The sequence below is a fragment of the Paenibacillus sp. PK4536 genome, from assembly GCF_028594455.2.
In the GTDB taxonomy this organism is placed as follows: Bacteria; Bacillota; Bacilli; order Paenibacillales; family Paenibacillaceae; genus Saccharibacillus; species Saccharibacillus nuruki.
Genome location: NZ_CP126313.1, coordinates 3,298,898 through 3,324,438, shown reverse-complemented (window position 1 = coordinate 3,324,438; position 25,541 = coordinate 3,298,898). Strand labels below are relative to the sequence as shown.

The 25,541-nt window shown below is 41.2% G+C and carries 20 protein-coding genes; 3 read left to right on the top strand and 17 right to left on the bottom strand.

Annotation, left to right across the window (positions count from 1 at the left end):
* Positions 1-233: 233 nt before the first annotated feature.
* The 10 genes from PO903_RS14985 to PO903_RS14940 all read right to left on the bottom strand — a co-directional run bounded on the left by PO903_RS14985 (position 234) and on the right by PO903_RS14940 (position 12,709).
* Positions 234-1,046: a LutC/YkgG family protein gene (locus PO903_RS14985; protein ID WP_273593793.1), complete on the bottom strand. Its 813-nt coding sequence runs from the start codon at positions 1,044-1,046 to the stop codon at positions 234-236.
* Positions 1,039-2,574 carry a LutB/LldF family L-lactate oxidation iron-sulfur protein gene (locus tag PO903_RS14980; protein WP_273593792.1) on the bottom strand — a complete coding sequence of 512 codons (1,536 nt, stop codon included), beginning with the start codon at positions 2,572-2,574 and terminating at the stop codon, positions 1,039-1,041. The genes PO903_RS14985 and PO903_RS14980 overlap by 8 nt, the downstream gene beginning before the upstream one ends.
* On the bottom strand, positions 2,571-3,299 hold the full coding sequence (locus PO903_RS14975) for a (Fe-S)-binding protein (protein ID WP_273593791.1): 729 nt from the start codon (positions 3,297-3,299) through the stop codon (positions 2,571-2,573). The genes PO903_RS14980 and PO903_RS14975 overlap by 4 nt, the downstream gene beginning before the upstream one ends.
* Positions 3,300-3,436: 137 nt before the next feature.
* The gene (locus PO903_RS14970) at positions 3,437-4,195 is read right to left on the bottom strand and encodes a DeoR/GlpR family DNA-binding transcription regulator (RefSeq protein ID WP_273594660.1); all 759 of its coding nucleotides are present in this window, start codon (positions 4,193-4,195) and stop codon (positions 3,437-3,439) included.
* Between the two features lie 20 nt (positions 4,196-4,215).
* A complete protein-coding gene (gene rhaB / locus PO903_RS14965) occupies positions 4,216-5,691 on the bottom strand; it encodes a rhamnulokinase (protein WP_273593790.1) in 1,476 nt (491 codons plus the stop codon).
* The gene (gene rhaI / locus PO903_RS14960) at positions 5,688-6,902 is read right to left on the bottom strand and encodes an L-rhamnose isomerase (RefSeq protein WP_137222859.1); all 1,215 of its coding nucleotides are present in this window, start codon (positions 6,900-6,902) and stop codon (positions 5,688-5,690) included. The genes rhaB and rhaI overlap by 4 nt, the downstream gene beginning before the upstream one ends.
* A gap of 464 nt (positions 6,903-7,366) precedes the next feature.
* Complete coding sequence (locus PO903_RS14955) at positions 7,367-9,436, bottom strand: bifunctional aldolase/short-chain dehydrogenase (RefSeq protein ID WP_273593789.1); 2,070 nt, start codon at positions 9,434-9,436, stop codon at positions 7,367-7,369.
* Positions 9,437-9,792: 356 nt separating this feature from the next.
* A complete protein-coding gene (locus PO903_RS14950) occupies positions 9,793-10,515 on the bottom strand; it encodes a ThuA domain-containing protein (protein ID WP_273593788.1) in 723 nt (240 codons plus the stop codon).
* A gap of 39 nt (positions 10,516-10,554) precedes the next feature.
* Positions 10,555-11,499 carry an oxidoreductase gene (locus PO903_RS14945; RefSeq protein WP_069325914.1) on the bottom strand — a complete coding sequence of 315 codons (945 nt, stop codon included), beginning with the start codon at positions 11,497-11,499 and terminating at the stop codon, positions 10,555-10,557.
* Between the two features lie 49 nt (positions 11,500-11,548).
* Complete coding sequence (locus tag PO903_RS14940) at positions 11,549-12,709, bottom strand: Gfo/Idh/MocA family protein (protein ID WP_273593787.1); 1,161 nt, start codon at positions 12,707-12,709, stop codon at positions 11,549-11,551.
* Between the two features lie 182 nt (positions 12,710-12,891).
* Here PO903_RS14940 and PO903_RS14935 point away from each other — a divergent pair, with 182 nt between their 5' ends.
* Entirely contained in the window at positions 12,892-13,053 is a 162-nt protein-coding gene (locus PO903_RS14935; RefSeq protein ID WP_273593786.1) for a hypothetical protein, read from the top strand.
* Positions 13,054-13,182: 129 nt separating this feature from the next.
* Here PO903_RS14935 and PO903_RS14930 read toward each other — a convergent pair whose 3' ends face one another.
* The 5 genes from PO903_RS14930 to PO903_RS14910 form a co-directional block, all read right to left on the bottom strand.
* Positions 13,183-13,389, bottom strand: a complete 207-nt coding sequence (locus PO903_RS14930) for a hypothetical protein (RefSeq protein ID WP_069325912.1) — start codon at positions 13,387-13,389, stop codon at positions 13,183-13,185.
* Between the two features lie 221 nt (positions 13,390-13,610).
* On the bottom strand, positions 13,611-16,274 hold the full coding sequence (locus tag PO903_RS14925; protein WP_273593785.1) for a cation-translocating P-type ATPase: 2,664 nt from the start codon (positions 16,272-16,274) through the stop codon (positions 13,611-13,613).
* A gap of 264 nt (positions 16,275-16,538) precedes the next feature.
* The gene (locus PO903_RS14920; RefSeq protein WP_273593784.1) at positions 16,539-17,588 is read right to left on the bottom strand and encodes a pectinesterase family protein; all 1,050 of its coding nucleotides are present in this window, start codon (positions 17,586-17,588) and stop codon (positions 16,539-16,541) included.
* A 262-nt stretch (positions 17,589-17,850) separates the two neighbouring features.
* Positions 17,851-18,003: a hypothetical protein gene (locus tag PO903_RS14915; protein WP_193555948.1), complete on the bottom strand. Its 153-nt coding sequence runs from the start codon at positions 18,001-18,003 to the stop codon at positions 17,851-17,853.
* 219 nt (positions 18,004-18,222) lie between these two features.
* A complete protein-coding gene (locus PO903_RS14910) occupies positions 18,223-19,821 on the bottom strand; it encodes a catalase (protein WP_069325910.1) in 1,599 nt (532 codons plus the stop codon).
* Positions 19,822-20,245: 424 nt separating this feature from the next.
* Here PO903_RS14910 and PO903_RS14905 point away from each other — a divergent pair, with 424 nt between their 5' ends.
* Positions 20,246-22,411 (top strand): TerD family protein, encoded by a 2,166-nt coding sequence (locus tag PO903_RS14905; protein WP_273593783.1) that lies wholly within the window; start codon positions 20,246-20,248, stop codon positions 22,409-22,411.
* Positions 22,412-22,582: 171 nt separating this feature from the next.
* The gene (locus PO903_RS14900) at positions 22,583-23,305 is read left to right on the top strand and encodes an AAA family ATPase (protein ID WP_273593782.1); all 723 of its coding nucleotides are present in this window, start codon (positions 22,583-22,585) and stop codon (positions 23,303-23,305) included.
* Positions 23,306-23,545: 240 nt separating this feature from the next.
* Here the strand turns inward: PO903_RS14900 and PO903_RS14895 are convergent, their stop codons facing one another.
* Both PO903_RS14895 and PO903_RS14890 read right to left on the bottom strand, forming a co-directional pair.
* Positions 23,546-23,992, bottom strand: a complete 447-nt coding sequence (locus tag PO903_RS14895) for a nuclear transport factor 2 family protein (RefSeq protein WP_069325907.1) — start codon at positions 23,990-23,992, stop codon at positions 23,546-23,548.
* Between the two features lie 18 nt (positions 23,993-24,010).
* Positions 24,011-25,225 carry an MFS transporter gene (locus PO903_RS14890; protein ID WP_137222846.1) on the bottom strand — a complete coding sequence of 405 codons (1,215 nt, stop codon included), beginning with the start codon at positions 25,223-25,225 and terminating at the stop codon, positions 24,011-24,013.
* Positions 25,226-25,541: the final 316 nt, after the last annotated feature.

Below are 25,541 nucleotides of genomic sequence, written 5' to 3'. Positions count from 1 at the left end.
CAATTTATTTTGAGAGTTATACGTTAAACTCCATTCATAAGGAGCTGTAAATCATGGAATAACAACGCTCATCTCAACGCAAAAAGTGGAAAATAACGTTAATGATTATATTGTTTATTTTAATTGTATGGGTACTTATGGGAATATATCAGTTTGCTGTTGCCAAATCATATAAAAAGCTGATCACAGTCTATAGTGATCAGCTTTTTATATGAGATATATAATTATGGCTATCACCCGATCAACAATGTATATACAATCCCGGGACCATGCACCCCGATTGTTAATTCATTTTCAATATCAGAAGAACGACTAGGCCCTGAGATAAAATGAATACCAGCAGGTAGAGTCTCTCTACCTTTACTATCCCATGGAATCAGTAGTTCGCCTAAGCGTGTCTGCAAGCGTTCGATCGGGAGTAACACGATACAGACGGTCGGTAATAAACTCACCGATCTACCTTGTGATGCAGAAGACGTTACCATAACTGTACCTGTATATGCAGCGGCTCCATCAGCCAAGACAATTCCGATATCCGCTTCGGCGGCTCTTGCTTTCCATGCTTCTTCTGTATGGCTATTCCACGCTGATATTTGTACATGGGGTAGGCGCGCTTCCAAAGTTAATGCTTCTGTCTCCGGTAATTGTTGGCGGACGATATACTGTGCATTCAATAGATGGCTTTGTTCAGCAATAAATGCACCTGCTTCTGCCAACGTCTGCATCCGTAATACATTACCACCCACTTCGGTAAAATGCTTTGTGAATTTTTCGATCTTTTCAGCTTCATTCCAATTGAAATCTTGCCAGATCTCTGGTGCCCCGCGAAAAGGATGTTGCGGTGCTTCTTGGATTCGTGGGCGTTGTAGACGATCTGCAATATGGTTCATAAATGTCTGCTGTTTGGCTTTGGACTTCTGCTCTAATTCATCAAGCCAATCTGCTTGCGATGAATCATGTTGTTCATGATCTGGCGTAAGATGAGAACCTTCAGGATTGGGTACCACGGGTGGCTTAACAGAAAAAGGTTGATTAGTGTTACTCATGTGATTCTCCTCCTGTTCTGCTTGTGGACTTGTTATGTTGGCGATCTGCAAGTACTTGTTCCATTCGCTGACGTACCGCAGGGTCTATCGTTTTCGGTTGAGCCGTAGTCTCCGCAGATAGTTCTTTCCATTGATCACGGAAAGAATGATTCGCTAACGTTGGAGCTACACGGTACGTGTTCCATCCTTTAAGTGGCCCTAGTTTGAGATGAATACCACTATTATGCACAAATGGTTTTTGGGCAATTTTCCCCAAACGCATAGCTAGTGCAAATCGCTTCGAATTAGCCATTAATGTGGCAAACCCTCTCATACCGAGTGCTTCAAGTTTGTCGCCATGACCTCGCTCCACTTTGCGCCTGCGTAGAGAAACAAGCATATCGTGGAGCGGAATTTTGACCGGACAAGCTTCATAACAGGCTCCACATAGACTGGATGCACTGGCGATATCATCCCATTCAGCTACATTTTTATTCAGCGCTGGTGTTAACACAGCCCCGATCGGTCCACTATATGTTCCACCATACGAATGACCACCAATCTGACGATAGACCGGACAGACATTCAGACATGCCCCACAACGGATACAATTGAGTAATTCTTGAAATTCAGGATCACCCAACTGTTGTGAGCGACCGTTATCTACAATAATAATATGCATTTCTTCTGGGCCATCAGCATCTACGGTACGCTTGGGTCCAGTAATGCCAGACATGTACATGGTTAAGCGTTGTCCGGTAGCCGACCGCGGCAGAAGGGTCGCCATCACTTCAAGGTCAGCCCATGAAGGAACGATACGTTCCATCCCCATTAATGTGATCTGCGTCTTAGGAACCGTAGTTACCATACGGGCATTACCTTCATTTTCAAATAACACCATCGAACCCGTCTCTGCGATCGCAAAGTTACATCCGGTCATCCCGATATCGGCTTCCAGAAATTTTTGCCGTAATTTGCGCCGTACATAACCTGCCAGAATCGTCGTATCCGGTTCTAACGTTTCCCCTGCATCTTCGGATAAAAGCTCAGCAATCTGGTAACGATTTTTGTGTATAGCTGGAATTACAATATGAGAAGGGCCTTCGCCAGCTAATTGGATAATATACTCACCGAGATCGCTCTCAATTGCTTCAATACCAGATAATTCAAGCGCTTGATTAATATGCACTTCTTCTGACACCATAGATTTGGATTTGATAACAGACTGTGCTTCTTTCTGTCTAGCGATCGTCATGACGATATCTGTCGCTTCTACTGCATTATCCGCAAAATGAACATGGACTCCATTACTACGAGCATTTTCTACAAATAGATTGAGATAATAATCGAGATGAGCAATTGTATGCAAACGAATCTGACGACCCCGTTCACGCCATTCTTCCCAGTTCCCATGTTCGGTAGAAGCTACTTTTTTACCACTTCGTAGACGATCGGTTGTAAAACGCACTGCATTTCGCAGAAAATCATCATTTAGCGCAATATCTGCACGTTCTTTGACTGTACCACGGGTAGAAGATGCTGGATTCATCGTATATTCACCCCTTCATATAGAAGTTCAGCTAGATGCATAACCCGTACTTGTTCACCACGATGTCTAAGATTGCCTGCAATATTCATCAGACATGCCATATCCAGACCGACCAATACCTCAGCTTCTGTCTCCTTGATATGATCGACTTTTTCAGTGACCATCGCACCTGATATATCTGCCATCTTCACAGCAAATGTACCGCCAAAGCCACAGCAATCTTCAGCAAAAGGTAGCGGTACCAGTTCTAATCCTTGTACATGATTTAACAAGGCGATCGGTTCATCTTTGATTCCAAGCAGACGACTACCATGACAGGACGGGTGATATGTGACTTTATAAGGAAATGCTGCTCCGATATCGGTAATTCCCAATACTTTGACCAGAAATTGCGTAAATTCATACGTCTTACTTTCCAATTCGTGAGCTAGCGCTAAATATTCCGGTTCATCTTTAAATAATTCAGGATAATGATGAATCATATAGGTGCAAGAACCGGACGGAGATACCACAAAGTCGCTAGATTGAAACGCTCTCAAAATCGTCCGTGCGGCTCTTCTTGTCTCATCCCAATACCCACTATTGTAAGAAGGCTGACCGCAACAGGTCTGCACGGGTGGGAAATCAAGCTGTATACCATGTGCAGCTAATAGACGTACCATCGCTTCACCGACTTTGGGATAGATAGCATCACTCAGACAAGTAATAAATAACGATACTTTCACTCTGCACACCTCTTCCCTCTATACATAAGATGACAGCCATATCTTCTACGACTGCCATCTTTTATTTGCATATTCATAAGCGTATATCATTGTGTCATTAGCTTCTTGTTACATCATCGTTATTGACAAGGATACATTTAGACAACCGTCACTTGAATCGATTGTTCTTGATATTGCGCTATACTTTCAGGAGATAGACGGCGATCGGTAATAAGTTCATGAACTTCACTCAAGTCCATCACATGGGTAAATGCTTGAACACCGAATTTACTTGCATCTGCTAGCAAAATTACTTTATCCGCCATACCGACCATTTTTTGCTTCACTCGTCCTTGCATCTCGTTCGATTCGCTAACGCCTCGTTCGGCATGGATTCCTTTGCACGACAGAAATACTTTATCTACATAATACGTATCCAGTGAACGCTCGGCTAAGGGTCCGACAAAGGATAGCGAGCGTGATAATAACAATCCACCTGTAGAAATCACATCAATCTTTTCTTTATTGCTAAGTTGTGTTGCTACACGAATCGAATTGGTCAGTACAGTCAATGGAATATCAGGTAGACTTTCTGCCATATACCATGCGGTTGTACTTGCATCCAGTATGATTCGATCTTGCGGCTCAATCAGCTTAATAGCTTCGCGAGCAATCCGCCGTTTCTCTTCTGCATACGTAATTTCACGTTCGGAAAAAGGAGTCTCCGGTTGCTCGTCTTTGATACTGACTGCACCACCATGAGAGCGACGCAGTAATCCTTGACGTTCTAAGCGATCCAGATCACGCCGGATCGTCTCTTCGGTCACCTGACACTGTTCACTCAGTTCCGTTACACGCATACTTCCTTTTTCATTGACCAGTCTTATAATCATGTCGTATCGTTCTGCCACCAACATATCAGCCACACTCCGTATCGTTATTGGGTAGACACTGTGATCAATCGCAGAAATTGCCCGTAAGCTTCTTCCCAAGCTTGTACCTGCTCCGGTTCATAGATTTCGATAGGAAAAGAATCCCGGATTACGGTTCTTGCTTCCTGCATGTCTTTGAATGTCCCCTGTGCTATCCATTGTACCGCTAAATTGCCAATTGCGCTTCCCTCAGCAGGACCTGCCCACACCGGACGACCGATCGCATTTGCTGACCACTGACACAGCAGTTTATTTTGAATACCGCCACCCACCATATGCAATCCTTCAAATGTTTGGTCAGATAACTGTTCGGTCAGTTCTAGCACATAACGATATTTCAGAGCCAGACTTTCAAAAATACAACGCGTAAGCGCTCCATACGTATCAGGTGGTTGTTGTCCAGTCTGCCGGCAATATTGACGAATCCGAGAACGCATATCTCCCGCATGAAGAAACAATACATCATCTGGATCAATCAGAGCCGCAAAAGCAGGAGCTTGCTGTGCATGATGAATCCATTGTTCAAATGAATAGTGATGCCCTTCCCGCTCAGCTTCACGCTTCAATTCTTGAAAAATCCACAGTCCCATAATATTTTTCAACAAACGATACGTGCCATAAGCTCCGCCTTCGTTGGTAAAGTTCCATTTCATCGCTTGCTCATGAATAATCGGTTGCTTCACTTCTGTTCCCATCAGCGACCATGTTCCACAGCTTAAATAGGCAAAAGAACCTGATAAAGCGGGTACAGCTACCACAGCAGAAGCGGTATCATGTTCTGCTACAGCTGTGACTGGAATCGCTGGAATCCCTAGATCAACCATTAATGAAGAACGTATACGCCCTGCTGATGATCCAGGTTGAACCGGTTTGTGGAACCATGAAGCTGGAATACCGATACTGGATAATAACTTGCGATCCCAATCTCCTTGTATCACATTAAAGAGCTGTGTGGTCGTCGCATTCGTAAATTCATTAATCATTTCACCCGTCATAAAATAACGCAATAGATCAGGAATCATCAAAAAGCGCTCGGCTTCGCTCAGTAACGGTGAATCACTTTGGCGTAATGCAGCTAATTGGTAAATTGTATTAAACGAAAGAAACTGAATGCCTGTCGCTTCAAAAATAGCACGTTTCGATAAGTGATCTTGTACTTTCTCCATCACTCCATGGGTATGCCAATCGCGATAATGGTATGGATTCCCCAGCAGTTCGCCATGTCGTCCAATCAATCCATAATCGACTGCCCATGAATCAATACCGATACTCTCTGGCAACATATGCTCTTGCTTGGCAATGATCAGTCCTTGCTGAATTTCATGATAAAGGCGCAAAATATCCCAATGTAAACGGTCGCCTACTTTGACTGGCTGATTGGTAAAGCGATGAATCTCTTGAGTCACGATCCGGTTATCGGTCAGCCTACCTATAATCGCTCGTCCACTGCCTGCTCCTAGATCGTAAGCAAGGATACTCACCAGCTTGCACCACCTTTGCCTCTCGCTAGAATCGAAGAACCATAATTATCAGCTAGATATGCTTTCATCGGATCAATTGGTACACCTATTTCTTCACGAATCGAATGTAACAATGGTGTCACATCAAATTCAAAAGCTTTACGCACCGCATCTTCTGCTCCTAATACATCACCTTTGCGCTGTGCTTCGGCTACTTCTTGGTGGTCAATCAATAACGCTTTGGCATATTGCGTCTGCACATTCATCACTGAGCGAATCATCGCCGGAATTTTGGATTCGATATTATGAGATTGATCGATCATATAGAGCATTTTATTCACGGTATCTACCAATAGTTGTTCCTGACTATCCAGTGCATCCAAAATCTGATAAAAGATTAAAAATAACTCATACGGATTCATAGTACCGACAACTAGATCATCATCTGCATACTTATAACTGTTGAAATGGAAACCGCCCAAACGACCTTCATCAATCAAATACGAGACAATATGCTCCACATTGGCCCCCGGTAAATGATGACCCGTATCAACCAGTACTTGTGCTTGCTCGCCTAACTTGAGCGACAAATTATACGCCATCCCCCAATCCGCTATATCCGTATGGTAGAAAGCAGGTTCAAAACATTTATATTCAATCAACATCCGCATATCTGGATCAAGGATTTTATACATTTCTTGCAATCCTTCAAGCATCCAGTGTTTACGCTGACGAATACTGCCTTGACCGGGATAATTGGTACCATCGGCAAACCAAAGGCTGAAATCTTTAGATTTGGTTTCTTTTGCGATATCTACACATTCTTTCAAATGAGCAATCGCTTTATTCCGAATCGCTGAATCTGCATGAGTGACGCTACCCAGCATATAATCTTCATCTTGGAAAAGGTTGGGATTGATCGCTCCGATTGTCAGTCCCAAACTTTCTGCATGGCTACGTAATTGACTATAGTCATCTACTTGATCCCACGGAATATGGATAGCTACGGATTGGCAAGCCCCTGTTACTTTGTGTACTTGGGCGGCATCTTCTAATTTCTCAAATGGGGTACGTGGCACCCCGACTTTTTGAAATACTTTAAAGCGAGTTCCTGAATCGCCATATCCCCATGATGGAGTTTCGATTTGTAGCGCTTTCAATCTTGAACGGACAGTGTTCAGGTCGATTCCTCGGGACTGTTGTTGTTCTTCAAATAAGGCATAGGCATTCATTTTGTGGGCTCCTTTGGCAATTTTATGGATAGGTATCTGGGTGGGAGAACGCTATGGGAATATTATTGTTCTTGTCGTCGCTGTTGAAGTCATATCCCTTTGATTTCCGCTTTGCGGTAGGGATATGACTTCAAAGGCGATCGTTTCACTCTTTCAGAACAATAATATTCCCTTCGCTCAGAGGGGAGAGATACCTATGAAGTAAAGATTTTAAAGGTTGGTTGGTGGGTAGCTAATGTTACTTTATTGGGAGATCATTTAGAGTTACTTAGGGTGCTTTGTTGAGATAGAGTTTTAATTTTATTTTTAGAAATGCTTATTAGGTATTGCTTGTATAATTTTCCATGTTTATTTCCATATTATACCTATTATTGAATGATAAGAATGAGTTTATTTATTGTTACGATTTTAAAAGTATGATTTTGATTTTTATCATTAATTGGATTGCATCTTAACTGCACAGCTTAACGGGTGAATGCGGCTGGGACACCGCCGTCGATGGTTAGCATACAACCTGTTGTTTTTTCGGCTTTGGATGAAGCGAAAAAGGCGATGCCTTCAGCGATATCTTTTGGATAAATGTTGACCAGTAATGTGGTGCGTTTGCGGTAGTGTTCTTCTAATTGATCAGGTTCGATACCATAAGCGGCGGCACGTTCGTTACGCCAGTTGGAATTCCAGATTGCTGATCCTTGTAAAATAGCATCAGGTAAGATGGTATTGACACGGATGCCGTGTTCGCCACCTTCTGCTGCGATACAACGAGCAAGATGAGCTTCTAGTGCTTTGGCAGAACTATAGGCGGTTACACTTTTGCCTGCATAGATTGAATTCTTGGAGCCGATAAATATCATACTGCCGCCTAGTGCCTGTTCTTTCATCGCTTTAAAAGCTTCACGAGCGACCAAGAAGTAGCCTGTACCCAGAACATTCATATTCAGATTCCACTCTTTGAGTGTGGTATCTTCAAATTTACTAGAAGTGGCAAGACCTGCATTGTTTACAATAATATCGATTCCACCATAATGAATAGCTGTCTCTGCATACGCTTGAGCAACTTGTTCTTCACTGGTGACATCCATCTGGACAGCCAGTGCACGATGAGGGCCGTATTGAGCATTAATCTCATCTGCTACTTTCTGTGCACCTTCCAGATTCAAGTCTGCTAGCACTACATGAGCACCTTCACTTACCAGTCGACGAGCCGTTTCGCTTCCGATTCCTCCTGCTCCACCTGTAATGAGAGCAATTTGGCGTGAAAATTCCGTTTCGGCAGGCGCAAGCGATAATTTATATAATTCTAAAGGCCAGTACTCTACATTGTATGATTCTGATTCGCTCAGGGACACAAATTGTCCAAGTGAAGTCGCTCCACGCATTACAGCAATCGCACGATGATATAATGCTCCACTGACTAAAGACATCGCATGGCTTTTGCCTGTATTGATCATACCGATTCCCGGAATTAAGATGACTCGTGGTGCGGCTTCGAACATCACATCGCCTTCATGGGCATTTTGTTCAAAATAATTTTGATATTTCTGTTTATAATTGGTAATGCCTTGAATGACTGCTTGTTTGAGTCCTTCATGATCTTCAGCACTTGGTTGCCAGTCAATAAATAAGGGTGTCATTTTGGTATGTACAAGGTGATCTGGACAAGCCGCGCCTACTTGGGATAATCGACTTGCATCGTTCGCATTTACAAAAGAAAGTACATCTTCAGCATCGTCAAATGTTAAAATCATTCGTTTGCTGTCACTTACTGCTCCACGTACTGCTGGCATAATGTGAGCAACCAGTTCACGGCGTTGGTTAGCTTCTAGAGATTGAACTTTCTCGCCACCGAATAACGGTTGTTTTGAAGCTTTTTGTTCGATATAGGTTGCAGCTTTATTAATCATTTCGATCGTTTTGGCATAACATTCTTCCTGTGTAGCTCCCCATGTGACTAGACCATGCTTCTCCATCAAGACCAATTCAGCATTGGGATGATCCAGTACGCCTTGAGCGATCATTTTGGACAATGTGAATCCCGGACGAATATAGGGAACCCAGACAAAGGTATCTCCGAAAATCTCTTGAGCTATTTCTTTGCCGTTATCTGCGCAACACAGACCGATAATCGAATCAGGATGAGTATGATCAACATGTTTGAAAGGCAAAAATGCGTGCAATAATGTCTCAATCGATGGACGAGGTGCTTTGGCATCGATCATACAATTGGCGAGATAAGCCACCATCTGATCATCAGGCATTTCTTCTTTTTCAAATAATGGACGAATATCATCAAGTCGTAATCCTGTAAAATGTTTGGCTTCCATCGACGCTAGATCAGAACCACTGCCTTTGACATACATCACTTCAATCTCACGACCTCGAAAATCAGTTGTGATTTCTTTGCTAGATGTATTACCTCCACCCCAGTTACATACACGGCGATCTGAACCAATAAGATTAGAACGATATACCAGTTGATCTACACCTTCTGTAATCTTTGCAACCTGTCCTGTGTTCCACTGATTCGGTATCATGATATTCCTCCATTAATGAATAAGTTTGGATAGATATTTGGATATGTTTGTTTTGCTTTGATAGGAGTATATCATCTTTGAATACGTTTGAAAAGTTTATAAACAAAAATAAACGGGTTACATTTTAAAAATGTTAACGCTTACTCAAAATTTTACGGAGAATAGTACAGTATTATAAAGATTATTAACTGCTTAATTGACATATAAAAAGCCATTGTATTTGCTTCAGTCTATTTCTCTTAGAACAAACAGAGTCATATGCTGATAAAGCATTTTGTACAATGGCTTAGTATGGTGATATTGATTTTGGAAGTTCCTTTTTATAAATAGATAGTACGCTTTCGCAGAATAACACTTTACTGACTATCTGCCATACCTGAATAGACTTGACCTGTAGCTTGAGATCCTGCTTGCGCTCTGGTCTTACCATCGGCTGCCCATAATAATCCACGACGCATCATTTCTTTGACAGGTGGCATATCTACGATATCGGCATGATGACCTAGCGAGTTGTAATACACTCTGCCTGTACCCCATCGCTTTGTCCAAGCGACAGGCATCTGTACTTGACCATTAAGACGATGTGGACCATCTACAATTGGAAAAGTTGTCGTCGCCAGCACTTCTATAGCAGGATCAATATGAAGATAATACTGTTCTGATTTCACTTGAAAATCAGCGATCCCTTCGACAAGCGGACTAGAGCTTGGGCTGATATTGACGGTATACTCTACTCCATCATTTCCGGGATGTGCTACCCACTGTCCTCCTGTCATGAACTGCCAATCGACATTTTTACGAAAAGCATCACACATGCCTCCATGACAACCCGCTAGTCCTGTACCTTGTTGCACAGCCGCAGAGACATGATCTACTAATTGTTGTTCAATGTCATCCATCGTCCACACAGGTACGATCAGATCAAGCCCAAGTAATTTATCGGCATCTCTAAAAGCTTCTAGATCATTCGCTAGTTCTACCTCAAAAGAAGCTTCTTGTAGTATATCTGCAAATATGCGAGAGACTTGTTCAGGCTCATGCCCATCCCAGCCACCCCATACGATCAATGCTTTTCTCATCTTTAACACTCCTTAGAATTCTAATGGATGGTGCAAAAATTATGAAAATGATGCAAATTCAGGTTGCTTCCATTCGTAGTGAACACCGGTCAATGATTCAGACAGCGTCCATAATTGCTTAGAAAGATCGGCTTGATATAGCTTATCAATATGATCATCTGACTTGGGATATCCTTTGCGTCCACCTTTACCATCTGGCCCTATATATTCTCCGCCATGTACTGCTGGAGAAGTCGCCGCATATAAGGTAGGCAAAGCACCCATTAATGCAGGTTGTCCGAAAGAACGAGATAACAATCCAAATATGCCACTCACAGGCTTGCCTGAACCACGTGAAGCCAAGTTGGTATGTGTAAACCCTGGATGACAAGCCACACTGATCACATCCGCTTGATGCTGTGCTAGACGCAACTGTAATTCACGAGCAAATAGCATATTAGCAAGCTTACTTTGACTATAAAATTTAAATGCTCGATATCCTTTGCTACCATCCAGATTATCGAAATCGATCTTACCTGCATACGCCGCAATACTACTCAATGTTACGATTCGAGCTGAAGGTGTAGCAAGCAGATGAGGTAATAGTAAACCTGTCAATGCGAAGTGCCCTAAATGATTACTACCGAATTGCAACTCAAATCCATCTTGAGTACGGCTATAAGGAGGCATCATCACACCTGCATTATTAATTAAAATCGATAATTGATGATGCTTCTGTCTGAACTCTTCGGCAAAATTACGAATACTGGCTAATTCACTCAGATCCAGACGCATTAATTGTAATTTGGCGGTAGGATGAACATTCTGAATATTTTGAAGGGCTTGTTGACCTTTTTCATAATTGCGTACAGCCATAATAATCTCTGCTCCGCGACCAGCCAGTATACGAGTCGCTTCGTATCCTATACCACTATTGGCGCCTGTAATAACGATCGTTTTGCCTTGCATATCAGGTACTTGTGATTCATCCCAGTGAGTTGTCATCGAATGTCCCTCCTTTTTATCGCTAATGGTCTTGCCCATTGCTGTAGTTCTACATATCAGCGATATTGATCCAACGACGTTCTTCAATCGAACGTTCGACTGCTTCTAATACTGCTTGACACTTCACTCCGTCTTCAAAGTTAGGCGAAGCTTGCCGTTCTTCAGTGATAGCATTAACCAGCTCTAACATTTCATGAATAAACGTATGTTCAAATCCAATCGTATGCCCGGGTGGCCACCATGCATCCATATAATCATGAACATCATCTGTTGCTAATACCCGGCGGAATCCCTGTGTATCTGCTTCGTCTGATGTAAAGTAGACTTCTAATTCATTCATTCGTTCAAAATCAAACTTTACACTACCCAGACTGCCATTAATTTCAAATGAATTGGTCGAACGGTGCCCTGCTGCAAATCGAGTGGCTTCAAAACTGCCTAAAGCTCCATTTACAAATCGACTCATAAACAATGTTGCATCATCGACCGTTACATCGCCTTGTGGACCATCTTGATTTCCTTTAGCACTTAAGCCTGTCATTTCGGTAGCTAGGGGACGCTTTTTGATAAATGTCTCACTCATTCCGATCACTTCTTCCATATCCCCTACAAGATAATGCGCAAGGTCTATTAAATGAGCGCCAAGATCACCATGGGAACCAGAACCGGCAATTTCTTTTTGCAGACGCCAGACTAATGGGAAATGAGGATCAAGCAACCAGTCTTGTAGAAACCATGCACGAAAATGTCGAATTTCTCCCAACCGCCCGCTATCAATTAACTTTTTCGCTAATCGTACCGCAGGTGAGAAACGATAATTAAACCCAATCATATGCACAATTCCTGCTTGGTTTGCGGCTTCTAACATTTCGCGTGAATCAGCAAGTGATAAAGCTAACGGTTTCTCACAAAAGAGATGTTTACCCGCTTGTACGGCTGCTAACGCAATTTCTTTGTGCATATTACTCGGTGCATTAATATCAATCAGATCAATATCAGGACGAGCGATCAAATCTTGCCAATCTGTTACATGTTCTGCCCAACCAAATTGCTCTGCGGCTTGTTCCACTTGCTTGGAATCACGACCACAGATAACAGACATGTGAGGCTTTGCTGCTTTTGGAAAAAACATCGGTAGACTGCGATATGCATTGCTATGCGCCTTCCCCATAAATTTATACCCAATCATGCCAATATGTATATCTTTCATCTGATCTCCTCCTTAGAAATATAACGCTTTCATAAAAAAGAATATCGATTTATCACTTGATTTTATTATGGCAGAATCAATAGTCGATCACAATCAAATCCAAAACAATGTTTGTCCAAAGCGAGAACGGGTATATATAGAAAGGAACACTATACTGATTTCAATACGAGGAGGAGTTAATCATGACAGAAGAAAACAAACAACCCGAAACTCATTCAGAAGATACACTGATGGAGAAAAAGAGAAAAGAGGATGGCTCCAATATCGAGACACAAGCCGATGAATGGACAGCCAAACCTTCTCCAAAAGCAGCTGGAGATGACGATAAATCTAATAAAGAGTAACCTTTTTCAGACATCCTTTTAATCTATACAGCATCATTTAGCAATTGTTGATATATTCTATTGTTACAACATACAGCCTGTAATCAAGCATTTAGATGCTCTGATAACAGGCTGTTTTTTTGTCGGTCATTATCGCTCGTCTTCTTTAAAGAAATCAAACTTAATAAATTTATCGAAAATAGTGTAAATAACAACTGCTCCTAACGGAATCATTGAATAATACCACATTGGATGATGTGCGACTTGACCTTCTGGTGCCCGAACTAAAAGTTCAAACATCACCAAGCAATACATCACGGCTATGAGCCTACCTGTTATATTTTTACCTTTTAACATAAGTGGTGTTCACCTCCAGTAAGTACTATCATACACTTTTTATATTTATTCCTCTTTATCTCAAAAATGGATTTTATATTACTATTTTCATTTTACCATAGCTGTATGGGACAAATAAACCTTATCCCCTATCTTAAGCAATGAAAAAGAAGGTGAGACGTATGATACGCTTCACCTTCTTATGGGTTCTAACACTATCTATCATGCTTCTTCTATCGATCTCAAGCATTGTTCAATTGTTGCTTCATTGTCACTCTAGTACGTATCCATTTAGCCACTTCCATCAACAATACTGCTCCTAACGCAAGCCCTGTAGCTACAGCCCATTGCTGTACACCAAACTCTACAGGAATAGAGAAAATATCGCGTACCCCTGGAAGTAATGTGACTCCATATAGACACAGACATAGGGCTACTGCACCCAATACATATTTGTTGCTAAACAATCCTACTCCAAATGCGGTCTGTACATTGGAACGAGCAGCAAAAGTCTGGAACGTTCTTGCTAGAATCAATGTTGTAAATGCCATCGCAACACTCATTTCTGGTGAGTGTTGTAAACCGATATACTGTGACAAAATCACTGCAATACCGATCAGCACACCACGTGTAATCACAGCCTGCATCGTTCCACCTGCAAAAATACCTTCATTGATATCTCTTGGCTTCCGGCTCATCACATCAGGTTCTGCTTTTTCCATGCCTAATGCAATAGCAGGTAGAGAATCATTCGCTAAATTGATAAACAGTAATTGAATCGCTGTAAAAGGATTGATCCAATCCATAATCAAAGCGAACAAAATCGCTATAATCGCACCCAAGTTGCCTGCAAATAAATAGGCAATCGCTTTTTTAATATTATCGAATACCGTTCTACCTACACCTACTGCATTGACAATAGATACAAAGTTATCATCGGTCAGGATCATCGCTGCTGAATCTTTAGCTACATCTGTTCCGCTACCCATAGCGACACCAATATCAGCTTGCTTGAGTGCCGGTGCATCATTGACACCGTCTCCAGTCATAGCTGTAATCTTACCTTTTTTCTGCCACGCACGAACGATTCTGATTTTATTTTCAGGAGATACACGTGCATAGACAGCAATTTTCTCCAATTGATGATCGAGTTCCTGTTCAGACATTTGATCCAGTTCTTGACCGGTAACCGCAATATCTTGATCATCCATTAGACCAATATCTCTACCTATCGCTTGCGCTGTAGTTTTGTGATCTCCTGTAATCATTACTGTGCGGATACCTGCTTTTTTGGATTCTGCAATCGAACCAGCCACTTCTTCACGCGGTGGATCGATCATAGCGCTTAGTCCAACAAGAATAAGCTCCTGCTCATCCTCTATACCGACTTGAGTCTGATCATTAGGAATAATTTTGTATCCATACGCTAACACTCGCAAAGCACGATTCGAAAAGTCTTCGTTAGCAGTCTGCATACGCTCACGAATCTCGTCCGTTAGTGGAACGACTTTGTCACCTACAAATACTTGTGTACAGCGACCGATTAACACATCCGGCCCACCTTTAGTGAGCATTGCTTTTTGATCATCAAACATATGGATCGTAGACATCAGTTTGCGATCGGAATCAAATGGGAGCTCACCTTGACGCGGAAATTCTTCACGAATTTCGTTGTAGTTTTTATTCTTTTTGTTACTAAAAGCGATCAAAGCGACTTCTGTAGGATCACCTAACTCTTTACCTTCATCATTGATATTCGAGTCATTACATAATACAGCGATATGCAGTAATCGGCGTTCGCCTTCCGACCATTGCTGAGGATCATCCGGGAAATCATCGGTACTTCCATCTGGTAGAAAGTAATCAACTACCGTCATTTTATTTTGTGTTAAGGTACCTGTTTTGTCGGTACAGATAACACTCGTAGAACCAAGTGATTCAACCGCAGGTAATTTACGAATAATAGCATGTTGTTTTGCCATTTTATTGGTTCCGACAGACAACACAATCGTCACGATAGACGATAAAGCTTCTGGAATAGCTGCTACTGCTACCGCCACAGCAAACATTAATGCATTCAAGATAGCTGCCGTCATATCGACTACTTCATTTGAAAACCAGATCCGACCTGCTTCTACGCCAAAAATAACGATACATAGCAGTAAAATAAATATACCTAATTTTTTACTAAAGCTTTCAAGCTTACGTTGTAGTGGTGTCTGCTTGGCTTCTGCACTTTCGATCAATCCAGCAATTTTACCTATTTCGGTATTTAATGCTGTTCCTGTAATCACAACTGTGCCCCGTCCATACACGACCAGTGAACCGCTAAACACCATATTGCGGCGATCTCCAATCGGCGCTTCCTCATGAATAAGATCAATATGCTTATCTACAGCTTCGGATTCTCCAGTAAGCATCCCTTCATCGACTTTGAGACTACCTGATTCTAGTAAGCGTCCATCCGCAGGTACATAATCTCCTGCTTCGAGAAGTACAATATCTCCACTGACCAATTCTCTAGCTTCGATACTTTGCTTTTTTCCATCCCGAATCACTTTAGCTTCAGGCGCAGACATTTGCCTCAGTGCATCAATCGAACTTTCTGCTTTGCGTGTCTGTACAACACTGATAATCGCATTCAGTATTAACACAAAGAAAATAATAATCGATTCTACCCATTGCCCTAATATAAGTTGCACAGTTACAGCTGCTAATAATACGATAACCATGGGATCTTTGAAATTTTCTAAAAACAGCTTCCATGTTGATGTTTTCTTTTTACCTTTGAGTTCATTGTATCCTTGCGTCTCAATACGCTGCTTCGCTTCTTGATTCGATAATCCTTGTGTCGAACTTTCCACTTCCTCAAGTACTTGATCAACTTCCTGACGATAATATTCCATTCCAACACTCCTTTATCTGTGATTACAGTCTGCTCTCTATTATGCCAATGTTGATATGTATCTTTTTAAATAACATATAACAACGGGTTTATACTCTTTTTTTACCCAAAAAAAGCTTGTATTATCTGCTTTTGATATGTACTTTTGGTGACAACTCAAAAAAGGAATCTGAACATCCTCTACCAAGCAGAATGCCAGACTCCTTTTTACAAAAACAGCATAAGTCGATATTGATATAGGATGATCTGATCTAAAAGAATCATTCTAATTCGTTTGTGTAGGATTCCATTGATCTGTTCCACCAAGTACCGTTTGGATAGTGATTGCTTTTGCCTGCTCATTGGTTAAGAATTTTGCCCATTTCACGCGTGCATTGTTGTTCGCTCCTGCACCTTTGCTTGCATATTCATAATAACGAGCTGTTGCTTCATTCGCTGGATCACGCCAGTTATCCCAACCTGTAGGTTGAATATGAGCTCCCATATCGGTATTGATATACGTCACTGCTGAATAAGGACGCCACGGTCTACCGAGGTATACTGATTGATTGGCTGTTCCACTGCTGGTCAGACGACTATTTAAAAAGACATAGCCATACTTCGTATCTGCACCTGTAGAAGCAGCGGTAACATAGCCTGCACCTAGACTATGAATCTGACATTGATCAAATACAGCTGTCGCCGATCCGAAAATAAAATCAACCGTTCCTTCAATATAACAGTTTTTGAAATATTGCCTGCCTGTACCCGGTGTATAAACTGTATCTTGATGCCCTAGAAAACGAACATCGGTATAGATCGCTTTGTCTGCATTATTATAAAAAGCTACAGCTTGCCCAGCATTGATCCCTGCATTGTTGCGGAAAGTAATCGTTTTGGCTTGAAAATAATCGCCTTTGACCGTAGTACTTGCGCTATTGGTTGTACTTCCACTACTGACATTGGTGGCATTGTAGCTAAGAATAGTCCCTGTCGCACTTTCTCCTTGTAATGTAATCCGGGGTTGAGTGATCGTTAATTTTTCAGTATACGTACCGTTTTTGATATAAATTATTTTCTGTTGATTATTGTTAGCTGGAATCGAATTGATGGCTGCTTGTACCGTTTGGTACTGACCTGAACCTTTCTGATCCACAACGATTGCTCCTGCCGGAATAGCCGCTGTAGCAGATGCTAATTCTGTAGAGCTAGATGAGGTTAGATCATTTACAGATGTAGAAGAGATCGTATTCGCCTCCGCAGAAGTTATCCCTACAATGGATAAAGATAAAGCAGTAACCATCGCTGTTGTTCCTAGCACTTTCCATGTTTTCATGCCAACACTCCTTCGAATAAAGTAAACTTTCTCAAAAAGATAACGCTTACATATTTAAGGATAACAACATTTCTTTCAACTAGGTTTAAGGTTCATAATACCTTTTATAACTTATTTTGGAAATATAATCTTATAGAGATAGAATGCAATAAAAAAGACTACTCTTAACGAAAAGAGTAGCCTTTCTTTTTGAAGTTTAAAATAGTTATTGGATCTCTGCTTTGCTGATTGATCTATTATCATTAGATAGTATCTTAGACGATCAGATTAATTGCAATTGTTTGGCTTGTTCCTCGGTCAAAATAAACTGTTCATTGGCATACGTATCATCATCTTGATCCACACCGAACATCTGCATTACTTTTTCCCATATTCCTTTTTGAACAGCTTCTTCACGTGTAATAATAATTTTCATTGTATTCTCCGCCTTTGCTATATGTATATCGTCTTGCTTATCATTAAACCTTTCTCATAGTAGACTAAACGATTAGTATATAATCTCTGCTCCTATTCGACTATATATCAACATAAATAAAACTCTCTATCGTCCCGCACTAATCAGCGAAAACGATAGAGAGCTTACAGATAACTTCATTTCTATCTTATTTATAAAAGCTTGTCATGTTCGTACATATTAGTACGGTTTAGCATCATGACCTTTTTCTTGAGCTAATTTGGCTGCTTTGTTGGCACGATGTAACGGTTTGTTCGAAGGATCAGCTTTAATTTTAGCTAATTCATCTGTTACCCGCTGTGCATACTCGGTATCCGCTTGTTGTAGATTTGCAATAAATTTATCGCTAATCACATCAGCACATTGCGCTAGATTTGCTGCAATATTGGCTACTAGCTCATTACGTTCCCAATCTTCAAAGTTACGATACGTTTCTCCTGCTTGTGCAAAATCGTTAGGACGATCTAGCTTCTGACGCATTAGATTTACATCATAATAATGAGGCTCATGATCAGCACCTGCTTTGGGAGCTTCTTTCAGACCACCCAGAGAAGAAGGCTCATAATTTACATGAGGATTCTGCTTCGGCGCTGTGTCTGGCTCATAACGCATTTGCCCACCGGATTGGTTGGTAGCGACATTCGACTTCGGTGCATTGATCGGCAATTGCTGATAGTTCGCTCCTACCCGGTGACGCTGGGTATCCGAATAAGAGAATGTACGCCCTTGTAACAATTTATCATCCGAGAAGTCTAATCCATCTACCAGTACCCCTGTACCGAACGCCACTTGCTCGACTTCAGTAAAATAGTCTACTGGATTACGATTCAGTGTCATTTTGCCGACTGGAAGAAATGGGAATTGATCTTCTGGCCATAACTTGGTCGGATCAAGCGGATCAAAGTCCAGCTCAGGATGATAATCATCGCTCATAATCTGTACGCACAATTCCCACTCTGGATATTCTCCACGATCAATCGCATCATACAGATCAACTGTCGCATGGTTAAAATCTAACCCTTGCACTTGATTCGCCTGTTCTTGCGTTAGATTCTGAATCCCTTGTTCTACCGGTTCCCAGTGATACTTGATCAATACGGCTTCTCCGTCTTTGTTGACCCACTTGTAGGTATTTACACCGGAACCTTGCATTTGCCGGTAGTTCGCAGGGATTCCCCATGGAGAAAAGAGGAATGTTGCCATATGTGTAGACTCTGGACTATTTGCCAGAAAATCAAAAAAGCGTTCCATATCTTGTACATTCGTAACAGGATCAGGCTTAAAGGCATGAACCATATCAGGGAATTTCAAAGGATCACGAATAAAGAATATTTTTAAGTTATTACCGACTAGATCCCAGTTACCATCTTCGGTATAGAATTTTGTCGCAAATCCGCGCGGATCACGTAATGTTTCAGGTGAATGATTGCCATGTACCACTGTTGAAAAGCGTACAAAAACAGGCGTTTGCTTTCCTTTTTCTTGAAAAAGTTTGGCACGAGTATACTTGGAAATCGGTTCATCGCCAGCTGTTCCATATGCTTCGAATACGCCATGTGCTCCAGCGCCTCGAGCATGAACAACACGTTCTGGAATACGCTCCCGATCAAAATGAGAGATTTTTTCTAAAAAGTTGTAGTTCTCTAGCGTAATCGGACCTCGATTACCTACGGTTCTTACATTCTGATTGTCAGTAACCGGATGTCCCTGACGATTCGTTAACGTTAATTCTTCTTCATGTTCACTTGCTTGCGGTTGCTTCTGATTATCGTCTGCCATGGATAGTCCGCCTTTCGAAAAAGTATGAACTTGCTGTATTCCAAATGAACAATAATACACAGGTGTACATCTTATCATTGCTTCTACTTTAGTCTTTTCCAAAGCATAGATCGATATCTTTGAAAAAGAATATAAGTATTACCTTTTTTTACCTGCATGAGCACATTATAAAACATTTTTTGTCTGAATAGTGTACTATTTTTAAATTTATGTCTGAAATGTGAATGAAGATATGATGAAGTTGGTAACGTTTGCTTTTCATTTTTAACTTCCTTATAATAAGAACAATCAGGCTATGGTGCCCCTTCCTTCTAATCCAACTGCTGCTTTATTAGGGACACCTGTTTCCTGATTTTTTTATTTGTTTTTGTATAACAATGGTTGGTGCTTATCCTATTAAGCGCTTAAGGAGTGAATATCGCCGATGGATCAATTTTCGATTTATTTACAACGTGAATTAAAAGTAATTTTACATACTCAGCAACAAGAATCTCCATTACCTGCTAATGTATTAGCTACAGCATTGACCAACTTAGAACCGCTAGGGTTTACATTTTCGCCAGCAGTATTAGATATATTAAATACATGGTCAGTAACTACTTTTACTGCGTGGTATAAGAAATTAGTGAAAGAACTCTGTGAAATGACAGGTTTTGAACGGAATTATCGGATGATGTACCCTCGATTCCCCGATCAAGTGATGCAAATGTCAGATGCAGAGCTATACATAAACGCTCTTATTCATTATTGGACAGGCATTTTACCTGAGAGTCATAGTACCCCTGAAGATGAACAACCGAAGATTATGCTATTGGATCAAGTCTCTTTACGTGTGATTCATTTAGGAACAGAAGAAGAATTTGACCAAATATGTGAACATTTACTTCGTGCGGTCTCTGCACTTCCTGTAACAAGTCGTGAGCATTTGGTCTGGTTTGCGAATCATCAACCTCACTGGCAACAAAGTACACCTGATGTGATCCCTAATAAAGAGAATGCTGCTATCTTTATGGCAGCATTAATTTCTGCGGGTAAAATAGATAAAGAATGGCTATATACTCATGTGCAGACAGCTACCGATATTTTGCGCATCGCTACTGCTTTGTCTAATGGGGATGTGAGTCTTGCAACAAATACTCGATTTGTTTCTTTTTCACGTGCTCAGCGGAAATTAATCCTAGCCTTGTTGGAAAATATCAGTAACCCGCTGGAAGATATGTTCCGTTATGAAGGCAGATGGATTCGATTAGGCGAAAGACTTCACCCGGGCGAATACCGTCAACATTTTCCACAAACAGCGATACATTTTGATGCTCTGCGCCATGGAGATCGTCCAAAAACATTTTATTCCCAAGTGGAACAAGCTTTTGCTTCTCATCAGGATCAGCATATCTTAGAGCTATTAAGTCAGCGTCCAGGTGAATTTGTACGTCGTCTGGATCGATTGATTCGTAGTGGTGTTGATATGGAGGCTTTGTTGAATCGATATCGGATGATCGCTCCCGAAGTAGCTACACCTATTTTATTAAGTGTACTGGCTCATTTTGAAAAGCGTTCTTCTACCTTACCTAGACGTCACTTTTTCCCAAAAGGCAATACAGCTAAGCTATTTGTATCTACTCAACCTCTTGTTCCTTTAACTGAACAGGTAACGTCTTCGATTATTGCAGTCACAAAGCAAGCATTGATCGACAAATTTGCTGAACAGCCAGATCTGGGACAAATCTATATCGATCCTCAGTTGAAAAGACATTTTGTACCTTTAGGTGTACGTTCTGCTAGTAAGTCATTACGTACATTAACACGTGGTTCATGGATATCACTGAATCAAGGCGATACCTTGCGCTTTTTTGTATGGTGGAAAGAAGGATGGGTAAATGGTGTACATAGTGATCGCGTAGATATTGATCTATCTGCTATTCTGTATGATGATCAATGGCAACGAATAGAGCATATTTCCTATATGAATCTGCGTTCCGATCACTTTTTAGCGGCTCATAGTGGGGATATTGTTACGGCTCCTGAAGGGGCGGCAGAGTATATCGACTTGCATCTTCCTTCTGTCCGAGAATCGGGAGTGCGCTATATTCAGATGTCTGTGAATGCTTTTACATCACAAGTATTCAAAGATTTACCTGAATGTTATGCAGGGTGGATGATGCGTCAAGTGCCACAATCAGGTGAAGTCTTTGAAGCATCTACTGTGCAAAATCGTATAGATATTGCGGCTAATTCCCGTATCTGTATTCCAGTTATTGTCGATGTAGAACGATGTGAAATGTTGTGGACAGATATCGCTCTGGAGCATTATCCTGATGATGTTAATAATATTGCAACAAACCGGATGAGCTCTGCACTGATCGGACGAGCAATGACTGAATTGATTCGACCGAATCTGTATCAGTTGTTCCATCTTCACGCTGAGGCTCATGGAACATTGACTCCACATATTGAAGAAGCTGATATCATTTTCACAGCAGAGTTGGATCAGGATGCTTTGATTCGTTCGATGAACGACAAGACACTGTTACCCGATGTAAAAGTGATTACGCCGCTAGATCAAGATCAGATTTTAGCTGATTTTTTATAATAAACGGTACTATGATATCTACATTTTGTATCAAAAATACCTTTGTGTACGTCTTATAAGTGTAGTGCCTGATGATTGCTTATTTGTACTCATAGGTTACTGCACTTTTATTCATTTCAACGATTCGATATGTATCACTCATATATGTCTAATCAAAAGGAGTACTTCATCATGTCTCTTAAACGAGTTACATTGCTAAAAGACAAAATCGTAGATTTCAATACCTATCCCTTTTCGCTTCCTCTTATTCAGCGTCTGGATCAGCTTCATTTCGATCATCCAGTTACTTTTTTTGTCGGGGAAAATGGGTCAGGGAAATCGACGCTTTTGGAAGGAATAGCGTATCAATGTGGGTTTCATACAGCAGGCGGTTCACGTAATAACAGTTATGAAGTCGATCAAGCCGAATCTGCTTTGGGGGACTATTTGCGTTTGTCATGGCTCCCCAAATTAACAAATGGCTTTTTCCTGAGAGCCGAATCTTTTTACCAGTTCGCTTCTCATATTGATGATGTAGACAGTATTAAAAATTATGGTGGCAAGTCTCTTCATCATCAATCGCATGGAGAATCATTTTTAACATTGTTCACGCAAAAGTTTACCAATGCGCGCGAAAAATCTATCTATCTCTTAGATGAGCCTGAAGCCGCTCTCTCTCCTGCCAGACAACTGTCTTTAATGCGAATTATTAAAGACCTTTCGCCACGCTCGCAGTTTATTATTGCGACCCATTCGCCGATTCTGCTCGGCTACCCTGATGCTGAGATTATCAGCTTCGATCAAGATCGGCTAGAGCCTATTCACTATCAAGATACCGACCATTACCAGATCACTAGACGATTTCTGGAAAATCCGAAAAGAATGCTGGATGAACTGTTCAGTGACGATGATTAGAAACATAAGTTTGCTTTATTCATCTTATCTATCTTCGAGGATATAGACCACTAATTCTGATATACCGAACACATTAGCAATGATTAGGGTAAATAGACAGACTGTTCGCACCACATTAACAACTCATTTCGTAAAAAATTCAACATAAAAAGCCTCTATAGTTCCAGCTTATAGAGGCTTTTTATGTTCCTAATTACAAGCTACAAGAACAATACCATCCCTGTAAGCTTGCTCACCAGACTAGATGACATCAAATTTCAAGCGATCCAACCTTGTATGCTGAATATACCATTGACCTTCGATCGCTACGAATGTCTCTTCGTAATAACCGTACCCGTGAAAAGAAATATTTTCGCTTCCTTCTGGAAAAGTTACATAATCCTCCATCGGCGAGAAGACTTTCGCTTCGGTTGCCGAAATCATTTCAATTTCAGCACTATGTACCTGATGTACCGTTTCCGCAGGATGTACAAGGTCTTTGAACACTTTGACAATCGTATCTCGACCTTCTAACACAGGAATCGGATTGCCTTCTGTACTAAAATCAGCTACTGCATCCGAAGCAAATACACTCCCTAATTCATCCCACTTTTTCATATCAATCAGCCGACAATAACGAGATTTGGTATTACGAATGCCTTCATAAGCTAGCAGAAGTTCCATATCAGTCATAAACGAATATTTCATTATGATTCCCCTAACCGATTAATCTAATTCTAATCCTTTGGTCTCTTTACCTAGAAAAGCAACTGCCGCTACACCGATCAGAATCGTAACAAAAAAGATCGTAAAGATGGTACTAATAGCTACCCCTTTACCGACTAACATTCCGACTAGAAATGGAGCGATAACCCCGCCGACACGTCCAAATGCAGCAGCCATCCCTACGCCTGTTGAGCGTACTTTGGTCGGATACAATTCAGGGGTATACGCATATAATCCACCCCAAGCACCCAGGTTAAAGAAGGATAAACAAATACCAGCCATCAAAAGCGAAGCTGTTGTTGTCGCAAATCCGAACCAGATAGCACTGACAGCAGTCAGAATTAAGTACACAATCAATACAAATTTACGTCCAAATTTCTCAATAAAATAAGCCGCTGTAAAATAACCTGGCAATTGTGCCAATGTCATAATAAGCACGTACTCAAAACTTTTGATCAATGTAAAACCTTTCAATCCCATCACGGATGGTAACCACAAAAACATACCATAATAAGAAAACACAACTGTAAACCATAAGATCCACGCCATAATCGTAGTACGGCGATGTTCACTACTCCAGATATCTGCGAGTCCTTTTACAAAAGAAGCACGTTTGCCTGCTCCACCTTTAACAAACTTCGGTGAATCTTCAATCGCCCGGCGTAAATATAACGCATACAGCGCAGGTACAGCCCCTATAATAAAGCCCCATTGCCAGCCATATTGTGCGATAACAAAGTAAGCAACGACCGCTGAAATAATCCAACCGAGTGCCCAGAAGCTTTCCAGTAATACAACAGCTCGTCCGCGGTCTTGTACAGATACCGATTCAGACACCAATGTAGAAGCTACTGGGAGTTCTCCACCTAATCCAAAGCCTGCGATAAACCGTAACACTAACAGTATGCCGAATCCTGTGGCTAGAGCAGATAATCCACTCGCAATAGAGAAGATCAACAAGGTCCACAACAAAATCGACTTACGTCCATAACGATCGGCTAGATATCCTGCTGTGGCAGCACCTACAGCCATACCAACCGAGTTAATACTGGTCAGATAACCGATTTGTTGCGGTGCTAGATTCCAATCTTTTGCCAGTGCAGCAGCGATAAATGAAATCATACCTACTTCCATCGCATCAAACATCCAGCTAAATCCAGCACTGACCAGCAATTTACGCTGTTTTGGATTTTGCAACATTTCTAACTTATTCATGCACTTTGCCCCTTCTTTCTCTGCGCTTGTACTTTTTGTTACATACTTTCTCAAACCCAATCTTCGTTCATTAGAGATGAACGGTCTGGACGATGATAACAGCGATCCTATTGATGTTGATCATTCTATTGAGATCGATCACTAACAATGGATGACCCTTTAGCTATCGTACGAAGTGAATTTGGATTGTTTACGAATTCTATTATAACCAGATTCTCAGAAATATACCTCTCATCTTTTCATTTCAGACGCAAAAAACTTAAAATTTTTATTTTAATAAGCATTATTGTGTTAACCGTCGATCAATTATGTATTA